Source organism: Novosphingobium barchaimii LL02 (assembly GCF_001046635.1).
GTDB lineage: Bacteria > Pseudomonadota > Alphaproteobacteria > Sphingomonadales > Sphingomonadaceae > Novosphingobium > Novosphingobium barchaimii.
The window spans coordinates 116,950-138,322 of the sequence record NZ_KQ130460.1; the positions used below are offsets into that span (position 1 = coordinate 116,950).

Annotated in this window: 20 protein-coding genes; 14 read left to right on the forward strand and 6 right to left on the reverse strand. The window is 65.8% G+C overall.

Annotation, left to right across the window (positions count from 1 at the left end; translation table 11 throughout):
- Nucleotides 1-3: 3 nt before the first annotated feature.
- The 13 genes from V474_RS22840 (at nt 4) to V474_RS22900 (ending at nt 14,683) form a co-directional block, all read left to right on the forward strand.
- Nucleotides 4-1,581, forward strand: a complete 1,578-nt coding sequence (locus V474_RS22840; RefSeq protein ID WP_059153554.1) for a gamma-glutamyltransferase family protein — start codon at nt 4-6, stop codon at nt 1,579-1,581.
- Nucleotides 1,582-1,741: 160 nt separating this feature from the next.
- Nucleotides 1,742-2,989, forward strand: a complete 1,248-nt coding sequence (locus V474_RS22845) for an allantoate amidohydrolase (RefSeq protein ID WP_059153530.1) — start codon at nt 1,742-1,744, stop codon at nt 2,987-2,989.
- Nucleotides 2,990-3,014: 25 nt separating this feature from the next.
- Nucleotides 3,015-4,235 carry a pyridoxal-phosphate-dependent aminotransferase family protein gene (locus tag V474_RS22850; RefSeq protein WP_059153556.1) on the forward strand — a complete coding sequence of 407 codons (1,221 nt, stop codon included), beginning with the start codon at nt 3,015-3,017 and terminating at the stop codon, nt 4,233-4,235.
- Entirely contained in the window at nt 4,232-5,125 is an 894-nt protein-coding gene (gene puuE / locus V474_RS22855) for an allantoinase PuuE (protein ID WP_148649528.1), read from the forward strand. Before V474_RS22850 ends, puuE begins: the two co-directional genes overlap by 4 nt.
- On the forward strand, nt 5,115-5,495 hold the full coding sequence (gene hpxZ / locus V474_RS22860) for an oxalurate catabolism protein HpxZ (RefSeq protein ID WP_059153531.1): 381 nt from the start codon (nt 5,115-5,117) through the stop codon (nt 5,493-5,495). The genes puuE and hpxZ overlap by 11 nt, the downstream gene beginning before the upstream one ends.
- Nucleotides 5,492-5,932 (forward strand): 2-oxo-4-hydroxy-4-carboxy-5-ureidoimidazoline decarboxylase, encoded by a 441-nt coding sequence (gene uraD / locus V474_RS22865; protein ID WP_059153532.1) that lies wholly within the window; start codon nt 5,492-5,494, stop codon nt 5,930-5,932. The genes hpxZ and uraD overlap by 4 nt, the downstream gene beginning before the upstream one ends.
- Entirely contained in the window at nt 5,929-7,353 is a 1,425-nt protein-coding gene (locus V474_RS22870) for an FAD-dependent oxidoreductase (RefSeq protein ID WP_059153533.1), read from the forward strand. Before uraD ends, V474_RS22870 begins: the two co-directional genes overlap by 4 nt.
- The gene (uraH, locus tag V474_RS22875) at nt 7,350-7,682 is read left to right on the forward strand and encodes a hydroxyisourate hydrolase (protein WP_059153534.1); all 333 of its coding nucleotides are present in this window, start codon (nt 7,350-7,352) and stop codon (nt 7,680-7,682) included. Before V474_RS22870 ends, uraH begins: the two co-directional genes overlap by 4 nt.
- Complete coding sequence (gene xdhA, locus V474_RS22880) at nt 7,682-9,118, forward strand: xanthine dehydrogenase small subunit (protein WP_059153535.1); 1,437 nt, start codon at nt 7,682-7,684, stop codon at nt 9,116-9,118. The genes uraH and xdhA overlap by 1 nt, the downstream gene beginning before the upstream one ends.
- Nucleotides 9,111-11,423 carry a xanthine dehydrogenase molybdopterin binding subunit gene (xdhB, locus tag V474_RS22885; RefSeq protein ID WP_059153536.1) on the forward strand — a complete coding sequence of 771 codons (2,313 nt, stop codon included), beginning with the start codon at nt 9,111-9,113 and terminating at the stop codon, nt 11,421-11,423. The genes xdhA and xdhB overlap by 8 nt, the downstream gene beginning before the upstream one ends.
- On the forward strand, nt 11,420-12,340 hold the full coding sequence (xdhC, locus tag V474_RS22890; RefSeq protein ID WP_059153537.1) for a xanthine dehydrogenase accessory protein XdhC: 921 nt from the start codon (nt 11,420-11,422) through the stop codon (nt 12,338-12,340). Before xdhB ends, xdhC begins: the two co-directional genes overlap by 4 nt.
- Before the next feature lie 43 nt (nt 12,341-12,383).
- Nucleotides 12,384-13,673 (forward strand): guanine deaminase, encoded by a 1,290-nt coding sequence (gene guaD / locus V474_RS22895; RefSeq protein WP_059153538.1) that lies wholly within the window; start codon nt 12,384-12,386, stop codon nt 13,671-13,673.
- Nucleotides 13,670-14,683 (forward strand): adenosine deaminase, encoded by a 1,014-nt coding sequence (locus V474_RS22900; RefSeq protein ID WP_059153539.1) that lies wholly within the window; start codon nt 13,670-13,672, stop codon nt 14,681-14,683. The genes guaD and V474_RS22900 overlap by 4 nt, the downstream gene beginning before the upstream one ends.
- Nucleotides 14,684-14,845: 162 nt before the next feature.
- Here V474_RS22900 and V474_RS25255 read toward each other — a convergent pair whose 3' ends face one another.
- From V474_RS25255 to V474_RS22930, 6 genes are all read right to left on the reverse strand, one after another.
- The gene (locus tag V474_RS25255; RefSeq protein ID WP_082699987.1) at nt 14,846-15,286 is read right to left on the reverse strand and encodes a septal ring lytic transglycosylase RlpA family protein; all 441 of its coding nucleotides are present in this window, start codon (nt 15,284-15,286) and stop codon (nt 14,846-14,848) included.
- A gap of 177 nt (nt 15,287-15,463) precedes the next feature.
- Nucleotides 15,464-16,681 (reverse strand): argininosuccinate synthase, encoded by a 1,218-nt coding sequence (locus V474_RS22910; RefSeq protein ID WP_043970887.1) that lies wholly within the window; start codon nt 16,679-16,681, stop codon nt 15,464-15,466.
- Nucleotides 16,682-16,921: 240 nt separating this feature from the next.
- Entirely contained in the window at nt 16,922-18,169 is a 1,248-nt protein-coding gene (locus tag V474_RS22915; RefSeq protein WP_059153540.1) for an SAM-dependent methyltransferase, read from the reverse strand.
- A gap of 85 nt (nt 18,170-18,254) precedes the next feature.
- Complete coding sequence (locus tag V474_RS22920) at nt 18,255-19,034, reverse strand: SDR family oxidoreductase (RefSeq protein ID WP_236711408.1); 780 nt, start codon at nt 19,032-19,034, stop codon at nt 18,255-18,257.
- Nucleotides 19,035-19,220: 186 nt separating this feature from the next.
- Entirely contained in the window at nt 19,221-19,550 is a 330-nt protein-coding gene (locus V474_RS22925) for a glycine zipper 2TM domain-containing protein (RefSeq protein ID WP_043970883.1), read from the reverse strand.
- A gap of 265 nt (nt 19,551-19,815) precedes the next feature.
- Nucleotides 19,816-20,250, reverse strand: coding sequence for a glycine zipper 2TM domain-containing protein (locus V474_RS22930; protein WP_059153541.1), 435 nt, complete (start codon nt 20,248-20,250; stop codon nt 19,816-19,818).
- Between the two features lie 171 nt (nt 20,251-20,421).
- Between V474_RS22930 and V474_RS22935 the strand changes: the two genes are divergently transcribed.
- On the forward strand, nt 20,422-21,267 hold the full coding sequence (locus V474_RS22935) for a PhzF family phenazine biosynthesis protein (RefSeq protein WP_059153542.1): 846 nt from the start codon (nt 20,422-20,424) through the stop codon (nt 21,265-21,267).
- Nucleotides 21,268-21,373 lie beyond the last annotated feature (106 nt).

Consider the following 21,373-nt stretch of genomic DNA (forward strand, 5'->3'; position numbering starts at 1 on the left):
GGAATGAAAACCGTAACCGCCGAACACGGTATCGTCACCGCGCCGCACTACCTTGCGGCGCAGGCCGGGCGCGATGTGCTGGCCGATGGCGGCAATGCCGTCGAAGCCTGCGTAGCGGTGGCGGCGACGCTGGCTGTCGTCTATCCGCATATGACCGGGATCGGCGGCGACGGATTCTGGCTGATCCGCGAGCCGGACAGGCGCGTCCATTCGGTCCATGGCTGCGGCGGGTCGGCCGCCAAGGCGGACCTTTCGCTCTACGCGGGGCTTGCCGCAGTGCCGACGCGGGGGCCCTTGGCGGCGAATACGGTTGCGGGCACCATCTCGGGCTGGGCAGCTGCGCTTGCGGGGGACGGCTGCACTTTGCCGCTGGACCGTCTGCTGCGCGATGCGATCCATCATGCCGAACTGGGCGTGTCGGTGACGGCGGGCGGTGCGGGCATAGCGGCGGCCAAGGGCGGCGAACTGCGCGGCCAGCCTGGCGCCTATGCGCAGGTGTTCGAGCCTGAGGGCAAGCCGCTTACCGAAGGCGACGTGCTGCTCCAGCCGCTGCTGGCGCAAACCTTTCGCAAGCTGGCGGCGAACGGCCTTGACGATTATTACCGCGGCGAACTGGCGCAGCTGATCGCGCATGACCTTGCCGCGCTGGGCAGTCCGGTGTCGCTGGCGGACCTCAATGCCCATGCCGCCAGCCGCCCTGATCCGCTGCATACCGCCATCACCGGCGCGGCGCTCTACAATGCAACCCCGCCGACGCAGGGCTTTGCCGCGCTGATGATCCTGGCGCTGTTCGACCGTCTCAAAGCCGATGCGCCGGACAGTTTCGATCATGTCCACGGCCTGATCGAGGCGACCAAGCAGGCGTTCCTGCTGCGCGACGTCCATGTCGGTGATCCGGCCTATACCGACTTCGATTTTCAGGCCTTGCTGTCCGACTTGGCCGCGCTGGACGAGCTGGCTTCTCGCATCGATCCGGCAAAAGCGCTTCCCTGGCCGCAGCCTCCGCAGTGGGGTGATACCTGCTGGTTCGGCGCGGCGGACAGCGAGGGCAGGGTGGTGTCCTGCATCCAGTCCACCTACTTCGAGTTCGGCTCCGGGCTGGTCCTGCCGCAGACCGGTATCACCTGGCAGAACCGGGGCAGTTCGTTCCGCCTTTCGGAAGGTGGTTGGAATGCGCTGAAGCCGGGCCGCAAGCCTTTCCACACGCTCAATCCGGCGCTGGCCGTGTTCGAGGATGGCCGCATCATGGCCTATGGCACCATGGGCGGAGAGGGGCAGCCGCAGACGCAGGCCGCCCTGTTCAGCCGCTACGCCCGCTTCGGGGTGGACCTGCAGGAGGCCATCAGCGCCCCGCGCTGGCTGCTGGGCCGCACCTGGGGGGAACAATCGACCACGCTCAAGCTGGAGGACGGCTTCGACGAGGGGCTTTATGCGGCCCTTGCCGAGGCTGGCCACGACGTCGAGCGCGTGGGTCCGCTGACGGCGACGATGGGCCATGCGGGCGCCTTGGTGCGCCTTGCGGGCGGCGGATTCGAAGGCGCTACCGATCCGCGCAGCGACGGGGGCGTGCTGGGATGGTGACATTCAGGCTGATGGCGGTGCTGTGCGGTCGTGCCTTCAACAGGCTCAGCCTGATCCGGGTTGGGAGGACACCTTTCTCGACTTTGTTCAAGCGGAACACCGCCCCACCAACCCCGCTCAGGCTGAGCTTGTCGATGCCCCCGCACGCAGGCGCCCGGCCATGATCGCAGCAAACCTCCCCCCCGGCGGCGCACGCGCCGTTTCACGCTGCGATGCGCTTGGCGCCGCGCCTTATTCCGACATGGAAGGCGGGCTGTTTCGTGGCTATCTGACGCCCGCCTACGCCGCCTCTCAGGTGGCATTGGCCGCGTGGATGGAAGCAGCCGGTATGACCGTGCGCCGGGATGCCGCCGCCAACCTCATCGGCCGCTATGACGGCCGCCTTGCCGATGCGCCGGCGCTCGTGATCGGCAGTCATCTCGATTCGGTCCGCGATGCCGGTTTCTATGACGGTCCGCTTGGCGTGATGCTGGGGATCGAGGCGGTCGCTGCGCTGCATGAGCAGGGCAGAAGAATGCCGTTCCCGATCGAGGTCTATGCTTTCGGGGATGAGGAAGGTTCGCGCTTTCCCGCCGCAATGCTGACCACGCGCGCGGTTGCCGGAACGCTGGACGCTGCCGCGCTGGACGTAGCCGACGCCGAGGGCATAACCCTCGCGCAGGCGCTGCCCGGTTCGGCGGAGTATCTCGACGCCCGCCGCGAACCTGCCGCCACGCTGGCCTACCTCGAAGCACATATCGAGCAAGGGCCGGTGCTGGAGGCGGACGGCCTCGCAGTCGGCACCGTCACCGGCATCGCCGCGCAGCTGCGTTACGCCGTCACCGTCAAGGGTATGGCGGGCCACGCCGGCACGACCGCGATGCGCCTGCGCCGCGATCCTCTGGCCGGGGCCGCCGCCATGATCCTCGCCGTCGAGCAGCTTGCGCGGGGGGACAATTCAGATGTCGTGGCCACGGTCGGCACGATCGAGGCGCTGCCCGGCGCGGCCAATGTCATTCCGGGGGAAGTCCGCTTCACCATCGACGTGCGCTCAGGCTCGGAAACCCGGCGCAACGGCATGGCTGAGGCGATCCTTGCCCGCCTGCGCGAGATTGCCGAAGCGCGCGCGCTGGACCTTGGCACGGTGCTGGTCCACGATCTTGCCGCCAGCCCCTGTGCACCCGCGCTGATGGACCTGATGGACGAGGCGCTCGTCGCTGCCGGGCAGCCGGTGCGCCGGCTCGTCTCGGGCGCCGGGCATGATGCAATGGTCATGGCTTCGCTGTGCCCTACCGCCATGCTGTTCATCCGTTGCACCGGCGGCGTGAGCCACAACCCTGCCGAACATGTCGAGCCTGCCGATGTCGAAATCGCGCTTCAGGTCATGCTCGGTTTCATAGATCGCCTTGGAGATTCATTTGCCGCCTGAACTGGACCCCCTCGCACTCGGCCAGATGCTGTTTGGCGAGATCGACCCGCCGCAGCGCCTGCTGATGGGCCCTGGCCCGATCAACGCCCACCCGCGCGTGCTGCGCGCGATGAGCGCGGACCTGCTGGGTCAGTTCGATCCCGAGATGACCGGGTTCATGAACCAGGTCATGGCGCTTTACCGCCCGATCTTCGGCACTCAGAACAAGTGGACGATGCTGGTCGACGGCACTGCCCGCGCCGGGATCGAGGCGGCGCTGGTCAGCCTCGTTTCGCCCGGCGACGTTGTGCTGGTGGTGAACTTCGGCCGCTTCGGCCTGCTCCTGACCGAAATTCTCCAGCGCATCGGCGCGGTGATCGAGACGGTCGAGGCGCCGTGGGGCGAGGTGGTCCCGCTGGAACGGATCGAGGCGGCCATCGCCCGCGCCCACCCCAAGGTCGTCGCCACCATTCACGGCGATACCTCGACCACCATGGCACAGCCGCTGGAAGGCTTCGGCGCATTGTGCCGGGCGGCGGGCGCGCTTTCCTACGTCGATGCGACCGCGACCATCGGCGGCATGGAACTGGCCGCAGACCGCTGGGACGTGGACGTGGTGACGGGCGGCTTGCAAAAGTGCCTCGGCGGGCCTTCCGGCTCGGCGCCGATCACCATTTCGGACCGGGCGGCCGAGCATATCGGCAAGCGCCGTCACGTCGAGCAAGGCATCCGGGGCGCCGATACCATCGACGGGCAGGGGCCGCGCATCCGCTCCAACTATTTCGACCTCGCCATGATCATGGATTACTGGTCGGACAAGCGCCTCAACCACCACACCGAGGCGACCTCGATGCTCTACGCCGCGCGCGAATGCGCCCGCATCGTGCTGGGCGAGGGGCTTGAGGCCCGGTATGCCCGCCATGCCTCGGCGGGCCGCGCGATGACGGCGGGCCTGCGGGCGATGGGCCTCACCGTGTTTGGCGACGACCGTTACCGCATGACCAATGTGACCGGCGTCTACACCCCCGACGGCGTCGATGGCGAGGCGGTGCGGATGGCCATGCGCGAACTGTTCGAGATCGAGATCGGCACCGCTTTCGGCCCGCTTCAGGGCAAGGTCTGGCGGCTTGGCGCGATGGGTTACAACGCGATGAAGCACAAAGTGCTGCTGACGCTGGCGGCGCTGGAATCGTGCCTGCGCATGGAAGGCTTCGCGCTTCCCCTGGGCGAGGCGGTTCCGGCGGCGATGCAGGCCTGGGACGCATGAGCGTGACCCGCGACCTTATTGGCTATGGCCAGAACCCGCCTGACGCGCAGTGGCCGGGCGGTGCACGCGTGGCCGTGCAGTTCGTCATCAACTATGAGGAAGGCGCGGAAAACTCCGTCCTCAATGGCGACAAGGGTTCGGAGGCTTTCCTGTCCGAGATGGTCGGCGCGGGCAGCCACCCGGACCGGGCGATGGCAATGGAGAGCCTCTACGAATACGGCAGCCGCGCCGGCTTCTGGCGCCTCCACCGCCTGTTCACCGAGCGCGGCCTTCCCGTGACCGTCTTCGGCGTGGCAAAGGCCATGGAGATGAACCCTGAAGCCGTCGCAGAGATGCTGGCCGCCGATTGGGAAATCGCCAGCCACGGCCTGCGCTGGATCGACTATCAGTACGTGGCCGAGCATGTGGAACGCGCTCATATCGCCGAAGCCATCACCCTGCACAAAAAGCTCACCGGCCAGCGCCCGCTCGGCTGGTATCAGGGCCGGACCTCGCCCAACACCGCGCGGCTGGTGGCCGAGGAGGGCGGTTTCGCCTATGACGCCGACAGCTACGCCGACGACTTGCCTTATTGGGACACGCGATTTGGGAAACCGCAGTTGATCGTGCCCTACACGCTCGACGTGAACGACATGAAGATGGTCGCGCTCAACGGCTTCACCGAGGGCGAGCAGTTCTTTCGCCACATGCGCGATACGTTCGATCAATTGCGCGAGGAGGGCGGGCGGATGATGTCCATCGGCCTGCACGCCCGGATTGCCGGAAAGCCCGGACGTGCCCGCTGGCTGGCGCGTTTCCTCGACCATGTGATCGCCAGCGGCGATGCGTGGACGGCGCGCCGCATCGACATTGCCCGTCACTGGCAGGAAGTGCACCCTTATGCAGATTAATGATCCGGTACTGCTCGCCGAAGTGACCCACGCTTTCCATTCCTACGAACTGGCGCTGATGGCGGATGACGTGGCCGCGATGGACGCACTGTTCCACAATGCACCCACCACCAACCGCTACGGCGTGGGCGAAGTGCTCTATGGCATCGAGGAAATCCGCGAATTTCGCAAAGGGCGCGGCGGCTCTCCCCAGCGTAGGATCGGGCGCCTGGCGATCACCGTTTACGGCGACAGCTTCGCCACCGCCGATGCCGAATTCTTCCGCGAAGGTTCTGACCGGCGTGGCCGTCAGACGCAATCCTGGGTGAAGTTCGCGAGCGGCTGGAAGGTCGTCTCCGCCCATGTCAGCCTTGAGGGGACAACCTCATGACCGCCCTGTTCGAGCACAGCCCCTGGGTTGAGGAACGCGCCGATGCGCGGCCCTCAAGCGGGGACCGTCATGCAGACCTGATGACCGTGATGTATGCGGCCAGCGCAGAGGAGCAGCTCGCACTGATCCGCGCTCACCCCGAACTCGCTGGCAAGGCTGCGATCGACAAGACCCTGACCGATGCAAGCAGTGCCGAACAGGCCAGCGCCGGGCTGGACCGGCTGACGCCGCAGGAATTCGACCAGTTCCATGTCCTGAACGGAGCTTACCGCGACAAGTTCGGCTTTCCCTTCATCATCTGCGTGCGCCTGACCGACAAGGCGGGTATTCTCAGCGCCATGGAACGCCGCCTCGGGAACGCGCGCGAGGCGGAAATCGAGACTGCGCTCGGACAGATCGGCGAGATAGTGCGCTTGCGGCTGGAAGATGCGAAATGAACGAAAGTATTGGCCTCCCCACTCTCGAGGCGCAGCTTGCCCGCGATCTTGATCTCATCGGTTTCTATCGCCCTGAATGGGTGCGCCCGCGCGCACTGGACGGCGAGGATGTCCTTGATGTCGCAGTGATCGGCGGCGGCCAGTGCGGTCTTTCCGCCGCGCTGGGCCTTCGCCGCGAAGGCGTGACCAGCGTCATGGTCTTCGACGAGAACGTGCCCGGCTACGAAGGTCCGTGGGACACCTATGCGCGGATGGTCACACTGCGCACGCCCAAGCACCTCAATCCCATCGACTTCGGCGTGCCTTCGCTGACCTACCGGGCCTGGTGGGAAGCGCAGCACGGCGCTGCGGGCTGGGAGGCGGTAGACAAGATCGCGCGCGGCGACTGGATGGCATATCTGCGCTGGTATCGCCGCGTGCTGCACCTTCCGGTCGAGAACGGCGCGAAGCTGACTCGCATCGAACCGCTACCGGACAAGAACCTGCATCGCCTGCATTTCGATGGCGGCGCGGCGCGGCTGGCCCGCAAGGTCGTGCTGGCGACAGGCATCCAGGGCGGCGGCGAATGGCACACCCCGGCGATGGTGCGCGATAATCTGCCCAAGTCGCTGTGGGCGCATACCAGCGAACCGATCGACTTCGCACGGCTGCATGGCAAGCGCATCGGCATCCTTGGCGGCGGGGCCTCGGCATTCGACAACGCCAATTACGCGCTGACCCAGGGCGTGGGGGCGGCGGAAGTATTCATGCGCCGCAAGGAACTGCCGCGCATAAACCCGATCCGCTTCATGGAACGCGTCGGCTTCACCGCCCGCTACCCGGCGCTGGACGATGCCACAAAGTATGCGGCGATGGACTGCTTCCTTGGCCACAACCAGCCGCCCACGAACGACACGTTCGCCCGCGCCGCCGCATGGCCGGGCTTCGCGCTGCATCTGGGCGCCCCGTGGCTGGATGTGGCCGAGCATGAGGGCGGCGTGCGCGTGACCAGTCCGCATGGCTTCCACGATTACGACTTCGTCGTCGTCTCCACCGGTCTGCTGAGCGATCCCGGCCTGCGCCCCGAACTGTCCCATGTCGCCGATCTCATCGTCCGGTGGGGCGACCGGGTGACGCCTGACGGCAAGCGCAACGCCCTGATCGACGCGCATCCCTATCTTGGCGCGGCGTTCGAATTCCTGCCTCGCGATGGCGTGGACGGCGCGGCCCTGTACGGTCTGTTCGCCTTCAACTATTCCGCGCTGGTTAGCCTTGGCCTTTCCGCCTCGGCGCTATCGGGCCTGCACAATGCGCTGCCGCGCCTCGTCAAGGGCGTGGCCGACCAGCTTTTCCTCGATGACCGCGATGAACTGGTGGCCGATTTCCTCGATTACGACGAGCATGAGTTTCTGGAACAATGGCCGAAGGAGACAGCGGTATGAGCACCTTGTCCACCCACGTCCTCGATACCGCCCATGGCAGCCCTGCCGCAGGCATTGCGCTGGTCCTCGAAACTGAAAGCGGCACCGTGCTGTTCGAAGGGACGACCAATGATGACGGCCGCTGTCCGGGCGTGCCGGAGCTTCCTACCGGCACCTATCGCCTGAAGTTCTCGGTCGCTGCCTATTTCCGGCGGCGCGGCGTGCATCTGCCCGAGCCGCCGTTCCTTGACCGCGTGGCGATAGACTTCGGCATTGCCGACCCCGCCGGGCATTATCATGTACCGTTGCTGGTCTCGCCCTTCGGCTATTCGACCTACCGGGGCAGCTGATGGGGGCAGTACGTTTCCTTCTCGATGGCGAAGTGGTGGACCTGCCCGAGGTTGACCCTACTGCGACGCTGCTTGATCATCTGCGGTACAAGATGCGCCGCACCGGCACCAAGGAAGGCTGCGCGGAAGGTGACTGCGGTGCCTGCACCGTGCTGGTAGGCTCTCTTGGCCCGGCCGGCGATACGGTGGACTGGCGCGCGGTCAATTCGTGCATCCAGTTCCTGCCCATGGTGAACGGCAAGGCGCTGATGACGGTTGAAAGCCTCAAGGCCGAAGACGGCGCGATCTGCCCGTTGCAGCAAACGATGGCGGCGAACGGAAGCTCGCAGTGCGGGTTCTGCACTCCGGGTTTCGTGATGTCGCTGCATGGCCGCAGCATCGGCGCGAAGGGCTGCGAGCTGCCGGTGGCGGACGTGATCGCGGGCAACCTCTGCCGCTGCACCGGCTACGGCCCGATCCTCGAAGCGGGCGAGAATGCGCTGCCGCAGGATCGCAGCGATGCCGATCTGGCCAAGAGCCTCATGGCGCTGACGGGCGAGGGGACCTCGGGAGAATGGCAGGGACGCCGCTGGTTCGTCCCGCGCTCATCCGATGAACTGGCCGCGCTGCTGGCCGAGCATCCGGATGCCCGTCTGATCGCTGGCGCAACCGATGTCGGCTTGTGGGTGACCAAGGGGCTGCGCGAACTGGGCACTGTGATCTTCCTCGGCGACATGGCCGACCTTGCGCAGATCGAGGAAACTGACGAGGCGCTGATCCTCGGCGCGGGCGTGCGCTACGGCGATGCCCACGCAGCCATGGCACGCCTCCACCCGGACCTTGGCGAACTGGTACGCCGTATCGGCGGCCTTCAGGTCCGCAATGCCGGAACCGTGGGCGGCAACATCGCCAATGGTTCGCCGATCGGTGACGGTCCGCCCGCTTTGATCGCGCTGGGAGCACGGCTGACGCTGCGCAGCGTGGACGGTCGTCGCACGATGCCGCTGGAGGACTACTTCCTAGCTTACGGCAAGCAAGACCGCCGTGCGGGAGAGTTCGTGGAATCCGTGCATATCCCGCGCCCCGGCGCCGATGCGGTGATCCATATCGCCAAGCTCTCGCGCCGCTTCGACAGTGATATCTCGGCGGTTTGCGGCGCCTTCATGCTAAGCGTGACCGATGGCGCGATCACCTCGGCCCGCGTCGCCTTCGGCGGGATGGCGGCAACCCCCAAGCGCGCGGCCGCGTGCGAGGCGGCTCTCACCGGCAAACCCTTCGACGATGCCACTGTCACTGCCGCCATCGCTGCGCTCAAGACTGACTTCGAACCTTTGAGCGACGTGCGCGGTTCATCGACTTACCGTGTGGAAACTGCCGCGAACCTGCTGCGCCGCCTGTGGCTGCGGCATCAGGGAATGGCTATTTCGGTGCTGGAAGTGGAGGCCCTCGATGGCTGAACGCGACCCCGCATGGAAAGTGCTTCAAAAGCCGTCGCAGCCGCACGACAGCGCCCGCCTGCACGTCAGCGGTGAGGCGCGCTATGCCGATGATCTGGGCGAGCCGGCGGACATGCTCCACCTCGCTTTCGGCCAGTCTAGCGAGGCGCGTGCCCGCATCCTCTCGATGGACCTCGACGCCGTGCGCGCGGCTCCCGGCGTGGTCGCGGTATTCACCGCCGCTGACATTCCCGGCGCCAACGACGTCAGCCCCGTGGCCGGTGATGACCGCCTGCTGGCGGACGGCGAGGTGATCTGTCAGGGACAGTCGGTGTTCCTTGTCGCCGCGACCAGTCAGCGGGCGGCGCGATTTGCGGCACGCCTCGGCAAGATCGAATACGAGGTGCTTCCCGCCGCCATCACGATCGCCGATGCGCAGGCCGCGCAGGCGCTGATCGAACCGGCCCAGCGCATGGTGCGCGGCGATGCCGGCGCTGCGATGAACACCGCGCCGCGCCGCCTTGCCGGGCGCTTCGAGATGGGCGGGCAGGATCACTTCTACCTCGAAGGGCACGTCGCCGTCGCCACGCCGGGCGAGGACGGGCAGATCCACGTCCTCAGCTCCACCCAGCATCCCAGCGAAGTGCAGCATCTAATCGCGCACATGCTGCACCTTTCGTCCGCCGATGTGACGGTGGAGGTGCGGCGCATGGGCGGCGCATTCGGCGGCAAGGAGACGCAGGCCGCGCTTTTCGCCGGAGCCGCGGCACTGGTTGCCCACCGCACGGGACGGCCCGCCAAGTTCCGCTGCGACCGCGACGATGACATGGTCATGACCGGCAAGCGCCACGAATTCGAGGTCGCCTACGAAGTCGGTTTCGATGACGAAGGGCATCTGCTGGGGCTTTTGCTGCACCTCGCCTCACGCTGCGGCGCGACGGTGGACCTATCGCCCGCGATCAACGACCGCGCGATGTTCCATTCCGACAATTGCTACTTCCTGCCCAATGTCGAGGTCGTGTCCGAAAGGCTCAAGACCAACACCGTCTCGGCCACCGCGTTCCGGGGCTTTGGCGGACCCCAGGGAATGCTGGCGATCGAGCGCGTGATCGAAGACGTGGCCGCCCATCTGGGCGTCGATCCGCTGGAAGTGCGCGTGGCCAACCTCTACGGACCGGGGCGCGACACCACGCCTTACGAGATGGTGGTGGCCGACAACGTCGCCCCGCAGATCATCGCGCGCCTTCGCGAAACCGCCCGCTACGACGAGCGGGTCCGCGCCGTGGCGGCCTTCAATGCCGCCAATCCGATTCTAAAAAAGGGCATTGCGCTCACCCCGGTTAAGTTCGGCATCAGTTTCACCACCACCCATCTCAACCAGGCAGGTGCGCTGGTGCATGTCTATGCCGACGGCTCGATCCAGGTGAACCACGGCGGCACCGAAATGGGGCAGGGCCTTTATGTGAAGGTCGCTCAGATCGTGGCTGACGTCTTCGCCGTGCCGCTGAGCGCCGTGCGGATCACCGCAACGCGCACCGACAAGGTGCCCAACACATCGGCGACGGCGGCGAGTTCCGGCGCCGACCTCAACGGCATGGCGGCTTACAACGCAGCCGCAGCGATCCGTGAGCGGCTGACCGAATTTCTCGCCCGTACTTACGCTTGCAGTGGGGGCGACGTGCATTTCACCCCCGGCGGTGTGCTGGTCGGGGCCGAGACGCTGACCTTCGGGCAAGTCGCGCGCAAGGCGCACATAGGGCGCATATCGCTATCCTCGACCGGCTACTACGCCACGCCGGGCATCGACTACGACCGCTCGGTCTTCAAGGGGCGGCCGTTCTACTACTTCGCCTATGGCGCCTCCGTCAGCGAAGTGGTGATCGACACCCTGACCGGCGAGCACAAGGTGCTGGCGGTGGACATCCTCCACGATGTCGGCCGGTCGCTGAACCCGGTGGTCGACATGGGCCAGATCGAAGGCGGTTTCATCCAGGGGCAGGGTTGGCTGACCACCGAGGAACTGGTTTACGACGCCAGAGGCCGTCTGCTCACCCACAGCCCGGCGACTTATAAGATCCCGACCGCATCGGACCGCCCGAAACACTTCACCGTAACCTTGTGGGACGGTGAGAACGTGGAGCCGACTATCAACCGCTCCAAGGCGGTGGGGGAGCCGCCGTTCATGCTGGCGAATTCGGTCTTCTGTGCGCTGAGCCGCGCGGTGGCGGCGACTGCGCCTGACAAGCGCGCGATCCCGCCGCTGGATGCCCCCGCAACGCCGGAACGCATCCTCAAGGCCATCGCCGGACACAGGGCCGACCCATGACACAATGGATCGGCTGGCTGCGGCGGCTGGACAAGGATGTGCCGACCGCGATGGTCTCCATTCTCGCGAGCGAGGGTTCGGCCCCGCGCGGCGCCGGCACGCGGATGCTGGTGACGGCGCAGGGCCAGGAAGGCACCATCGGCGGCGGCCAGCTGGAATACCGGGCCGTCGATCAGGCGCGCGCGGTGCTGGACCATGCACCGGGGTCGTGGCGGGTGCAGGACTATCCGCTAGGGCCGCTGCTGGGCCAGTGCTGCGGGGGGCGGGTGCGGCTGCTGGTGGAACACCTTGATCCCGCCGCGCTCGGCTGGTTGCATGATGCCGAGCCGGGCCGGATGCTGGCGACTAGGCTGGAGAAAGCCGGGCCGCTGCGCACCATCTTCGACCGTGAAACCGCCACACGCCAGTCCGCACGAGGGCCCAGGCCCGAGGCAGGCGCGCGTATGGTAGAGCCGGTGGGTGAGCGTCCGCGCCCTGTCTACTTGTTCGGTGCCGGCCATGTCGGGCAAGCCATCGCGCGGCATATGACTGGCCTGCCGCTGCATCTTGCGTGGTTCGATACCCGGCCTGAGCAGGGCGGCATCGACGGCGTCACCGTCGTGCCTGAGGAAGAGATCGCGGCATGCGTGGAGGAAGCCCCGGCGGATGCCGCGATCCTGATCCTCACCCACGACCATCCGCTGGACTATCATCTCACGCTCACCGCGCTGGCGCGCGCGCGCGCGGCCTTTGTGGGACTGATCGGTTCATCGACGAAGATCGCCCGCTTCCGCTCGCGACTCGCGGCGGACGGAATTTCGTCCGAGGCGCTGAAACGCCTCACCGCGCCGATCGGAGTGCCGGGCGTCATGGGCAAGGAGCCCGATGTGATCGCCATCTCCGTCTGCGCGCAGCTTCTGCAATTGAGAGGGAAATGAGTACACAAATCCAGTTCCCGCCACGCTGGCGGAGGATCGGCGAATGACGGGCCGCGCCTACCGCGCCGAACTCCTGTCGGTAGCCCATGACCCTCGCGATGCCGGCCCCGAAGCTGTGCGCCACGAACCCGATGGCCTGCTGGTCATCGAAGACGGCATCGTCATCGCCAGAGGCGCCTATGCCGACCTCGCCCCCCGATACCCCGGCGTGCCGATCGAAACGCTGCCTGGCCTTGTTGTTCCGGGCTTCATCGACGCGCACGTCCACTACCCCCAGACCGACCGCATTGCCTCCCACGGCGAACAACTGCTCGACTGGCTGGAAAAGCATATCTTCCCTGCCGAGAAAGCATTCGTCGACAAGGCCCACGCCGACGCGGTCGCCGCTTTCTTCCTTGATGAACTGCTGCGCAATGGCACCACGAGCGCGCTGGTTTTTCCAACGGTCCACGAACAGTCGGTCGACGCCCTGTTCGAGGCCGCGCTGAGCCGCCGGATGCGGATCGTCTCAGGCAAAGTCCTGATGGACCTCGGCCCCGAGGGCCTGAACGATACTCTCCCCTCCGGCCGCGCCGAAAGCGAAGCGCTGATCCGCCGCTGGAAGGGCAGAGGCCGCCTTGGCTATGCGGTGACGCCGCGTTTCGCCTTGGCCTCCAGCGACGAGCAACTCGCCGATGCAGGTGCCTTGCTGGCCGAGCATCCCGAAGTGCTGATGCATACCCACCTGTCGGAAAACCTGCACGAGATCGCCGCAGTGGCAGGGCGCTTCCCCGATAGCGCCGACTACCTCGACGTCTACGACCGCTTCGGCCTGGTCACGCCGCGATCGGTCTTCGCCCACGGCGTCCACCTGTCGGAGCGGGCTTGCATGCGCCTCCACGACAGCGGGGCAGGCGTCGCGGTCTGCCCGTCGTCGAACCTGTTTCTCGGCTCGAGCCATTTCAATTTCGGACAGGCCGATCGCTGTAGCCTGCGCCTTGGCCTGGGCACAGATATTGGCGCAGGAACTTCATTCTCGATGCTGCGGACTTCGGGCCTTGCCTATCAGGCCGCGCTGGCCCGCGAGGACAGGCTAGACCCCTTTCGCGCCCTCTACCTCGCGACAGCAGGCTCTGCCGCGCTGCTTCACATCGAAGATCGCGTGGGCGGGCTGGAGCTCGGGCAGGAGGCCGATTTCGCCGTGCTCGACTGCGCCGCTACGCCGCTTCTCGCCCGCCGCACGCACGAGGCAGACCTTGCGACTCGCCTTTTCGCGCTCCAGATACTGGGCGACGATCGCGCCATCGCCCGCACTTATGTCATGGGCGAATGTGCGTGGAAAAGGACACCATGACCGAGACAGATTTCATCGCCGGCCTTCCCAAGGCCGAACTCCACCTCCACATCGAGGGTAGCCTTGAGCCGGAACTGATGTTCCAGCTTGCCCAGCGTAATTCAGTGGCCATCCCTTACGCCTCGGTGGAGGACGTGCGCGCCGCTTACGATTTCTCCAACTTGCAGGACTTCCTCGACATCTACTACGCAGGCGCCGCCGTGCTGCGTGTCCGGCAGGATTTCCACGACCTTGCGATGGCCTATTTCACGCGCGCGGCGGCAGATGGGGTGCTCCACGCTGAACTCATGTTCGACCCCCAGACCCACACTGACCGGGGCATTGCCTTCGAGGAAGTGATCGAGGGGCTGCTGTCCGCCATGGCCGCCGCCGAGGCGCAGTTCGGCATGACCTCGCAGCTCATCCTCTCGTTCCTGCGCCATTTGTCCGAGGAAGCGGCCTTTGCGACGCTGGAAGCGGCGGAGCCGTGGCTGGACCGCATCACGGCGGTAGGCCTCGACAGCTCCGAAGTGGGCCACCCGCCTGAGAAATTCGCCCGCGTTTTTGCGGCTGCCCGCGGCAGGGGCCTGAAGATCACCGCCCATGCGGGTGAGGAAGGTCCGCCGGCCTACGTGCATGAGGCGCTGGACCTGCTCAAAGTCGACCGCATCGACCACGGCAATCGTGCTTTGGAGGACGATGCGCTGGTCGCCCGCCTGGCGGCCGAGGGCATGACGCTTACCGTCTGCCCGCTGTCGAACCTCAAGCTGTGCGTGGTGGACGACCTGGCCGACCATCCGCTTGACCGGATGCTCGCACTAGGCCTCAAGGCGACGGTGAATTCCGACGATCCGGCCTATTTCGGTGGCTATGTGGCGGACAACTACCGCGCCGTGGCGGAGGCGCGGGGTCTGTCGCGCGGCGATCTCGTCACGCTGGCGCGCAACAGTTTCACCGGCTCGTTCCTTACGCCTGAAGCGATCGCGGCGAATCTGGAGAAACTGGACGCTTACGCGGCCTCGCAGGGCTAATGCCCGGTCGCGTAGCGGTTTGCCGGGAACCGGAAGGCGTTGACGTTGTTAAATATGGTGAAGGCCGGCGCACCGCTTCCCCCCGGCGAGTTGCGTCGGCCTCGTCTCTGCCCAATGATCAGTATTCTGTTCGAGGGCTTTGAGGCCCTGCGCGCATCCAGATCAGTTGGAAAGAACAGCCAATTCAACGACGCCGCTACCCTTTCGCAGGATGCCGATTTCCTCAGCGGCAGCGTCGGACAGGTCGATTACGCGGTTGCCGTGGAACGGGCCGCGGTCATTGACGGTGACTACTACCGTTTCGCCGTTGGCAGGATTGGTCACCTGAAGCTGGGTGCCGAAGGGGAGAGTACGATGCGCACAGGTCAGCGCGTCGGGATCGAAGCGTGCACCGCTGGCAGTACGCGCGCCTGCAAGGTGGCGACCATAGTAGCTGGCCATGCCTCCTTTGATGGGCGAAAATTCGAGTTCGAGCGAGGGTGCCTCTGCGGCGGTCACCGGATTGGCAAGGATCGAGGTGGGAGCACTGCTGATCGCGGCTTCTGCGGCGACCGGGATCATCCGGGAATCGGCGTGGACAGGCCCTGCGAGGGTCAGGGTCATGACTGCGGCAATAGCAGTCAGTCGGCCGGTTCGGCGGATTTTCAAGCAATACCCCACTACGTCGTTGACGACGAGCGGAGTCCTACCTGTCGGGTTCCCGGCTTACCACCCATACAAAAGCGGCCCGTCGCGCATTGGCAACGGGCCGCCTGATGCGGTTAAGCTGTTGGAAAGACTCTACCGACCCTGCTGGGCGAGCAGGCGCAGGCGCAGGGCATTGAGCTTGATGAAGCCCGCCGCGTCCTTCTGGTCGTAGGCGCCGGCGTCGTCTTCGAAAGTGACGTGGCGTTCGGAGTACAGCGAATCGGGGCTCTTGCGGCCAACCACCGAAACCGAACCCTTGTACAGCTTGAGGCGCACGGTGCCGTTCACGCGCGCCTGCGAATGGTCGATCGCCGCCTGCAGCATCTCGCGCTCGGGGGCAAACCAGAAGCCGTTGTAGATCAGCTCCGCGTACTTCGGCATCAGCTCGTCCTTGAGGTGCGCTGCGCCGCGGTCGAGGGTGATCTGTTCGATGCCGCGGTGGGCACGGGCGTAGATCTCGCCGCCCGGCGTTTCGTACATGCCGCGTGACTTCATGCCCACGAAGCGGTTTTCCACCAGGTCGAGGCGGCCGATGCCATGCTTGCGGCCCAGTTCGTTGAGCGCGGTGAGCAGGGTGGCCGGGCTCATCGCCTCGCCGTTGAGGGCAACGCCGTCACCCTTCTCGAAGTCGACGGTGATGTATTCCGGTGCGTCGGGCGCGTCTTCCGGGTTGACCGTGCGCGAATACACGTAGTCCGGGGTCTCGTTCCACGGGTCTTCCAGCACCTTACCCTCGGACGAGGTGTGCAGGAGGTTGGCGTCGGTCGAGAACGGGCTTTCGCCGCGCTTGTCCTTGGGGACGGGGATCTGGTGCTGTTCGGCCCAGGCGATCAGCGCGGTGCGGCTGGTCAGGTCCCATTCGCGCCAGGGGGCGATGACCTTGATGTTCGGGTCTAGCGCATAGGCCGACAGCTCGAAGCGGACCTGATCGTTGCCCTTGCCGGTGGCGCCGTGAGCGACGGCGTCGGCGCCGGTCTCATGCGCGATTTCGATCAGCCGCTTGGATATCAGCGGGCGGGCGATCGAGGTGCCCAGCAGGTAGTCGCCTTCGTAGCGGGCATTGGCGCGCATCATCGGGAAGACGAAGTCGCGCACGAATTCCTCGCGCAGGTCGTCGATGTAAATGTTTTCGTCGGCGAGGCCCATCAGCTTGGCCTTGGCGCGCGCCGGTTCCAGCTCCTCGCCCTGGCCGAGGTCGGCGGTGAAGGTCACCACCTCGCAGTTGTACGTGACCTGAAGCCACTTCAGGATGACGCTGGTGTCGAGGCCGCCGGAGTAGGCGAGGACGACCTTCTTGATGCTGTCGGACATGGGCAACGGCTCCGCGAGAATGGGCGGTGGATATACCGGCGCGCGCCTATCAGGTGCGCGGGGGGTGCGCAATGGTGTCCGGGCGTGTGCTGCGGCCCGGGGGGCTTCGACAGGCTCAGCCTGAGCGGTGTTGAGAGCAGGTCTTGATTACCGCTCAGGCTGAGCTTGTCGAAGCCCCCGGCATCACACGCCGAAGTGGACGTTTACCGCCAGCGGTCCCGGATCAGGTAAGGGACGACGTCACTCCGCCAGAAGCCGCTTTTCGGTTTCGCCCAAATAGTCGCGGGTGATCGGCAGGGCGTGGCGGCTGCGGGTGTACTGGATCTGGTAGTTGCACATGCCGCCGCTTTCGAAGGCGGCGGTGGCGCCGGCGAGGTAGAAAATCCACATGCGATAAAAGCGCTCGTCGAGCAGGGCGACGATGGCGTCCTTGTTGTCGACGCAGCGCTTGTACCATTCGCGCAGGGTCTTGGCGTAGTGCAGGCGTAGGTTCTCAACGTCTGAGGCGATCAGGCGGACCTTTTCGCTGGCTGCCACGGTTTCGCTGAGCGCCGGGATGTAGCCACCGGGGAAGATGTACTTGCGGGTGAAGGCATCGGTCGCGCCGGGGCCGCCCATGCGGCCGATGGTGTGCATCAGCATCACGCCCTCGTCAGTGAGCATGGTCGCGCAGTCACGGAAATAGCGGGCGAACTGGGCCTGGCCGACATGCTCGAACATGCCGACCGAGACGATGCGCTCGAACTTGTCTCCGCGCGCGGCAAGGTCGCGGTAATCGACCAGTTCGAAGTCGATGCGCCCGGCGACGCCAGCCTCGACCGCGCGTGTCCGGGCGAGCGCGAGTTGTTCCTCGCTCAGCGTGATGCCCTTGACCGAGACGTCGAAGTTTTTCGCAAGGTAGATCGCCATGCCGCCCCAGCCGCAGCCGATGTCGAGCACGGTCTGCCCCGGTTCGATCGCCAGCTTGGCGGCGATGTGGGCGAGCTTGGCGGTCTGCGCTTCCTCGAGGCTCATATCTGCGCGCGGCCAGTAAGCGCAGGAATACTGCATGTGCTCGGTGTCGAGGAACAGGTTGTAGAGGTCGTTGCCCACGTCATAGTGATGGGCGATGTTGGCCTTGGCGCTGGCGGCCTTGTTGATGCCGTCGATCAGGGTGAGGACTTTGCCGGCGACTTTCTTCAGCGGCTTGGTTTCATGCAGTTCGCCGCCCTTGTCCCAGCGGGCGTTGGCGCGCAGCAGTTCCACCAGTTCCATGATGCCGCCCTGTTCGACCACCAGTTGGCCGTCCATGAACGCCTCCGCCGCGCCCAGACGCGGATCGCGCAGGATGCGGCGTTCGGCGGCCGGGGTGGTCAGGCGGATGCGGACTTCGGGGAAGCCTTCGTGGGGGGTTCCGAAACGGCGCAAGGTGCCATTGGGACGGAGGACCTCGAGCACGCCCTTACGGACGCCGCGCTCAAGGAAGCGGTCTAGAATACCGAGTGCCATTCGCGGCTTTTGCGGGGCGCGCGCGCTCTGTGCAAGGGGCTAGGTGTTGCAAAGTGTACATAGTTTCGTTTGGCCTGCGCATGTCTCAAGCCGCATCGCCGTGCCGGGCGAGGAACAGCACGTCGCGCGGCTGGGCGGTGAGGTGCTGGCCCGAATCCACGTAGAGCGTTTCGCCGCTGGCCAGCCAGCCGCCCGCAAGGAACAGCGCCGCGCCGGCTACGTCCTGCGCGGTGGCGCGGCGGTGCAGCAGGTTCATCCGGTGGGAGACTTCGGCCTCCGCCTCGCTCTGGTCATGGCTGGCGAGGATGGCGCCGGGGGCAATGCCATAGACGCGGTCGCGGGCATCGGTGCGGGCCATCGAAAGCATCGGCACGGTCGCTGCCAGTGCATGCTTGCTCATCGTATAAGAGAAGAAATCTGGATTGGGATTGAGCAGCTTCTGGTCGGTGATATGGATCAGTCGCCTGCCGCCGTTTGCCCGTGCATGGGCGAGGAACGCCTGGCCGAGCCGCGCGGGCGTGGCGGCGTTGACACGCATGGCGGGCATGAACGTGGCAGGGTCGAGATCCTGTGCGGTATCGATGTCGAATACTCCCGCGCAGTTGATGAGGACCCGCCAGTCAGGTAGGCGCCGCGCCAGTTCTTCCACCATGGCGGGGCCCTGATCCCAATCGTCGAGGTCGCAGGCGACGATCTCGGCGGAAGGTAGCTGTGCGACCAGCGCTTCGGCCTGTTTGCGCGATCGACCGTAGTGGATCACGACGTGCCAACCCGCCGCACCGAAGGCGCGGGCAATGGCCGCACCGATCCGCTTGGCACCGCCGGTCACCAGCATGGCGGGGCGGTCGTTGGGAGATACGGTCATGGGCGCAAGACACTGGGACATGGCGCTATTGGAGCATAGCCGGCCAGCAGAGGAAAGGCCCGCCAGCCTGCCCGCGATGACAATCGTACCGGCGGGGCGCACCGGCACGGGCAAAGAAAAAGGCGCGCCGTCCGGGGACGACGCGCCTTTTTCAAGGGACTGCTATCGGCTTTGCGCCGACCCGCATCAACGGCAGCGCGACTTCGAGCCGCCGCGGTCGATTTCGCGGCCCAGCACTGCGCCGCCGGCTGCACCGAGCAGGGTGCCCACGGTGCGGTCGCCGCGGGTGTCGATCGCGCGGCCGGCCAGAGCGCCGGCAACGCCGCCGACCAGCAGGCCGGTGGTGCCGTTCTTCTTCTGGCAGCGATAGCGGCCATCGTTGCCGCGCCAGTAGCGCGAGCCGTCATCGGCGCGGTGGTAGCGGCGCTTGTCGCGCGCTTCGGCGGGGGTGGTGACAGTCATGTAGGCGGGAACGCTGAGCGCCATCATGGTGGCGGCGAGAATGATTTTACGCATGGAAATGTGCCCTCGTCGGTTGCGTGGAATGATCTGATAACGCCGCTAGTCGTTCATTGATCCACAACGTCAGATGAACGCCTCGTTGTGTTTGAAAATAGATGACGAGATGCACCTAAGCAGCGACGAACGGTGGATAAATATTGCGCTCAGAAATAATGCGATGTCACAGGCGGACAGCCAACTGCAGCTCTGCTCCGGCAAAAGGCGTGCCGCCGGTAAGGACCGCGCGCCTTTTGCATTTTTTGAAGCCTTTAGGGTCAGGTCAGCGGCACTGGATATCGCCCTTGTCAATCTCGCGGCCAAGTGCGCCGCCAAGAACGCCGCCCAGGATCGTGCCGATCGTGCGATCGCCATTGCCGGCGATCTGGTTACCGGCGAGAGCGCCGACCCCGGCGCCAATGATCAGGCCGGTCGTGCCATTGTCGCGCTTGCAGTAATAACGGCCGTCATTGCCGCGCCAGACGTGCGAATTGCGGTCAATGCGGCGCGGCTCCGAATAGCGCCCGCGCGAATCGTAGATATTGCGGCGGCGATCATCGCGGCGATAATCCTTACGGTTGTCACGGCGATCCCATCGGTCGTTGCGGCCATCTCGGTCGCGGTCGTTCCAACGCGGCGGATCGGCCATCGCTGGGGTGAGGGGAAGGGCGGTGGCGGTGAAGGCCAGGGCGGCCAGCGCCAGCAGGGACTTGTTCATTTTCCTGTTTCTCCTGCAAGTTGTAGGTATTAGATTGCTACCGCCGATCATGGGCGGCGCATGACGAACCTGTGATGAACTGCGCGCACAAATGCACATTGCGCAGGACATACCGTCCTTTAACTGCGATGAAACGCGCAAAGTGATTATCGGCTCCGGGAAGATATTTGAATGTTGCTCGATCTGGTGGACGTATTCGGTGCTGGCCAACTGAGCGGTAATCCCCTGGCGGTCGTGCGCGGGGGAGAGGCGCTGGACGATGCTGCCATGCTGCGCCTGACACAGTGGCTGGGCTATTCGGAAACCACATTCCTGCTGCCGCCTGAGCATCCCGATGCCGATTACCGCGTGCGAATCTTCTTTCCAGCGGGCGAACTGCCTTTTGCCGGTCACCCGACACTGGGCAGTGCCCATGCCTGGCTGGCGGCAGGCGGCGTTCCCAGGCAGACGGGCCGCGTGGTACAGGAATGCGGCATCGGCCTCGTCGAAGTGCGCGAGGAGGAGGGGCGGCTGGCCTTCCGCGCGCCGCCGCTGATTCGTTCTGGTCCGCTGGACGATGCCGATCGCACCGAAGCCGCGCGGCTGGCCGGGGTGGACAAGGCGCGGGTCGTCGCTGCGGTCCACGCTGCCAATGGTCCGGGCTGGAAGCTCCTTCATCTTTCTTCGGCAGAGGCAGTGCTGGCGGCCGAGCCTGTTTCCCATGCGCCTGTAGGTACGGATGTGGCGCTGCTGGGCGCCATTGCACCAAGCGGCATAGCGCAGTTCGAGGTGCGCGCCTTCTTCGCCGATCCTGCCGGCAAGCTGGTTGAGGACCCGGTGACCGGCAGCCTTAACGCAGCCGTGGCGCAGTACCTCTTCGCCACCGGACAGGCGCAGGGCAGCTATGTCGCCGCGCAGGGTCGCAAGGTAGGCGCGGACGGCCTCGTCCACTGTTCGCAAGGGGCGGACGGCGAGGTGTGGATCGCCGGCCGGGTAGAGACTGTCTCCACCGGCGGCGTCCTGTTCCCGCAAGGTTAGCCGGGCTTCTTCGTGCCCTTGTGATCCTTCATCTGGTGCTCGACGAGGCGCCCGCCGGGGACACGTCCACCATGTCGCCCTCTGCGCCGCTGGATTCGCGTTAAAC

Excerpts from the sequence above, each read along its gene's own strand:
- V474_RS22840 (WP_059153554.1), top strand. The coding sequence starts at position 4 with ATGAAAACCGTAACCGCCGAACACGGTATCGTCACCGCGCCGCACTAC.
- V474_RS22845 (WP_059153530.1), top strand. The coding sequence starts at position 1,742 with ATGATCGCAGCAAACCTCCCCCCCGGCGGCGCACGCGCCGTTTCACGC.
- V474_RS22850 (WP_059153556.1), top strand. The coding sequence starts at position 3,015 with ATGCTGTTTGGCGAGATCGACCCGCCGCAGCGCCTGCTGATGGGCCCT.
- puuE (WP_148649528.1), top strand. The coding sequence starts at position 4,232 with ATGAGCGTGACCCGCGACCTTATTGGCTATGGCCAGAACCCGCCTGAC.
- hpxZ (WP_059153531.1), top strand. The coding sequence starts at position 5,115 with ATGCAGATTAATGATCCGGTACTGCTCGCCGAAGTGACCCACGCTTTC.
- uraD (WP_059153532.1), top strand. The coding sequence starts at position 5,492 with ATGACCGCCCTGTTCGAGCACAGCCCCTGGGTTGAGGAACGCGCCGAT.
- V474_RS22870 (WP_059153533.1), top strand. The coding sequence starts at position 5,929 with ATGAACGAAAGTATTGGCCTCCCCACTCTCGAGGCGCAGCTTGCCCGC.
- uraH (WP_059153534.1), top strand. The coding sequence starts at position 7,350 with ATGAGCACCTTGTCCACCCACGTCCTCGATACCGCCCATGGCAGCCCT.
- xdhA (WP_059153535.1), top strand. The coding sequence starts at position 7,682 with ATGGGGGCAGTACGTTTCCTTCTCGATGGCGAAGTGGTGGACCTGCCC.
- xdhB (WP_059153536.1), top strand. The coding sequence starts at position 9,111 with ATGGCTGAACGCGACCCCGCATGGAAAGTGCTTCAAAAGCCGTCGCAG.
- xdhC (WP_059153537.1), top strand. The coding sequence starts at position 11,420 with ATGACACAATGGATCGGCTGGCTGCGGCGGCTGGACAAGGATGTGCCG.
- guaD (WP_059153538.1), top strand. The coding sequence starts at position 12,384 with ATGACGGGCCGCGCCTACCGCGCCGAACTCCTGTCGGTAGCCCATGAC.
- V474_RS22900 (WP_059153539.1), top strand. The coding sequence starts at position 13,670 with ATGACCGAGACAGATTTCATCGCCGGCCTTCCCAAGGCCGAACTCCAC.
- V474_RS25255 (WP_082699987.1), bottom strand. The coding sequence starts at position 15,286 with ATGACCCTGACCCTCGCAGGGCCTGTCCACGCCGATTCCCGGATGATC.
- V474_RS22910 (WP_043970887.1), bottom strand. The coding sequence starts at position 16,681 with ATGTCCGACAGCATCAAGAAGGTCGTCCTCGCCTACTCCGGCGGCCTC.
- V474_RS22915 (WP_059153540.1), bottom strand. The coding sequence starts at position 18,169 with ATGGCACTCGGTATTCTAGACCGCTTCCTTGAGCGCGGCGTCCGTAAG.
- V474_RS22920 (WP_236711408.1), bottom strand. The coding sequence starts at position 19,034 with ATGACCGTATCTCCCAACGACCGCCCCGCCATGCTGGTGACCGGCGGT.
- V474_RS22925 (WP_043970883.1), bottom strand. The coding sequence starts at position 19,550 with ATGCGTAAAATCATTCTCGCCGCCACCATGATGGCGCTCAGCGTTCCC.
- V474_RS22930 (WP_059153541.1), bottom strand. The coding sequence starts at position 20,250 with ATGAACAAGTCCCTGCTGGCGCTGGCCGCCCTGGCCTTCACCGCCACC.
- V474_RS22935 (WP_059153542.1), top strand. The coding sequence starts at position 20,422 with ATGTTGCTCGATCTGGTGGACGTATTCGGTGCTGGCCAACTGAGCGGT.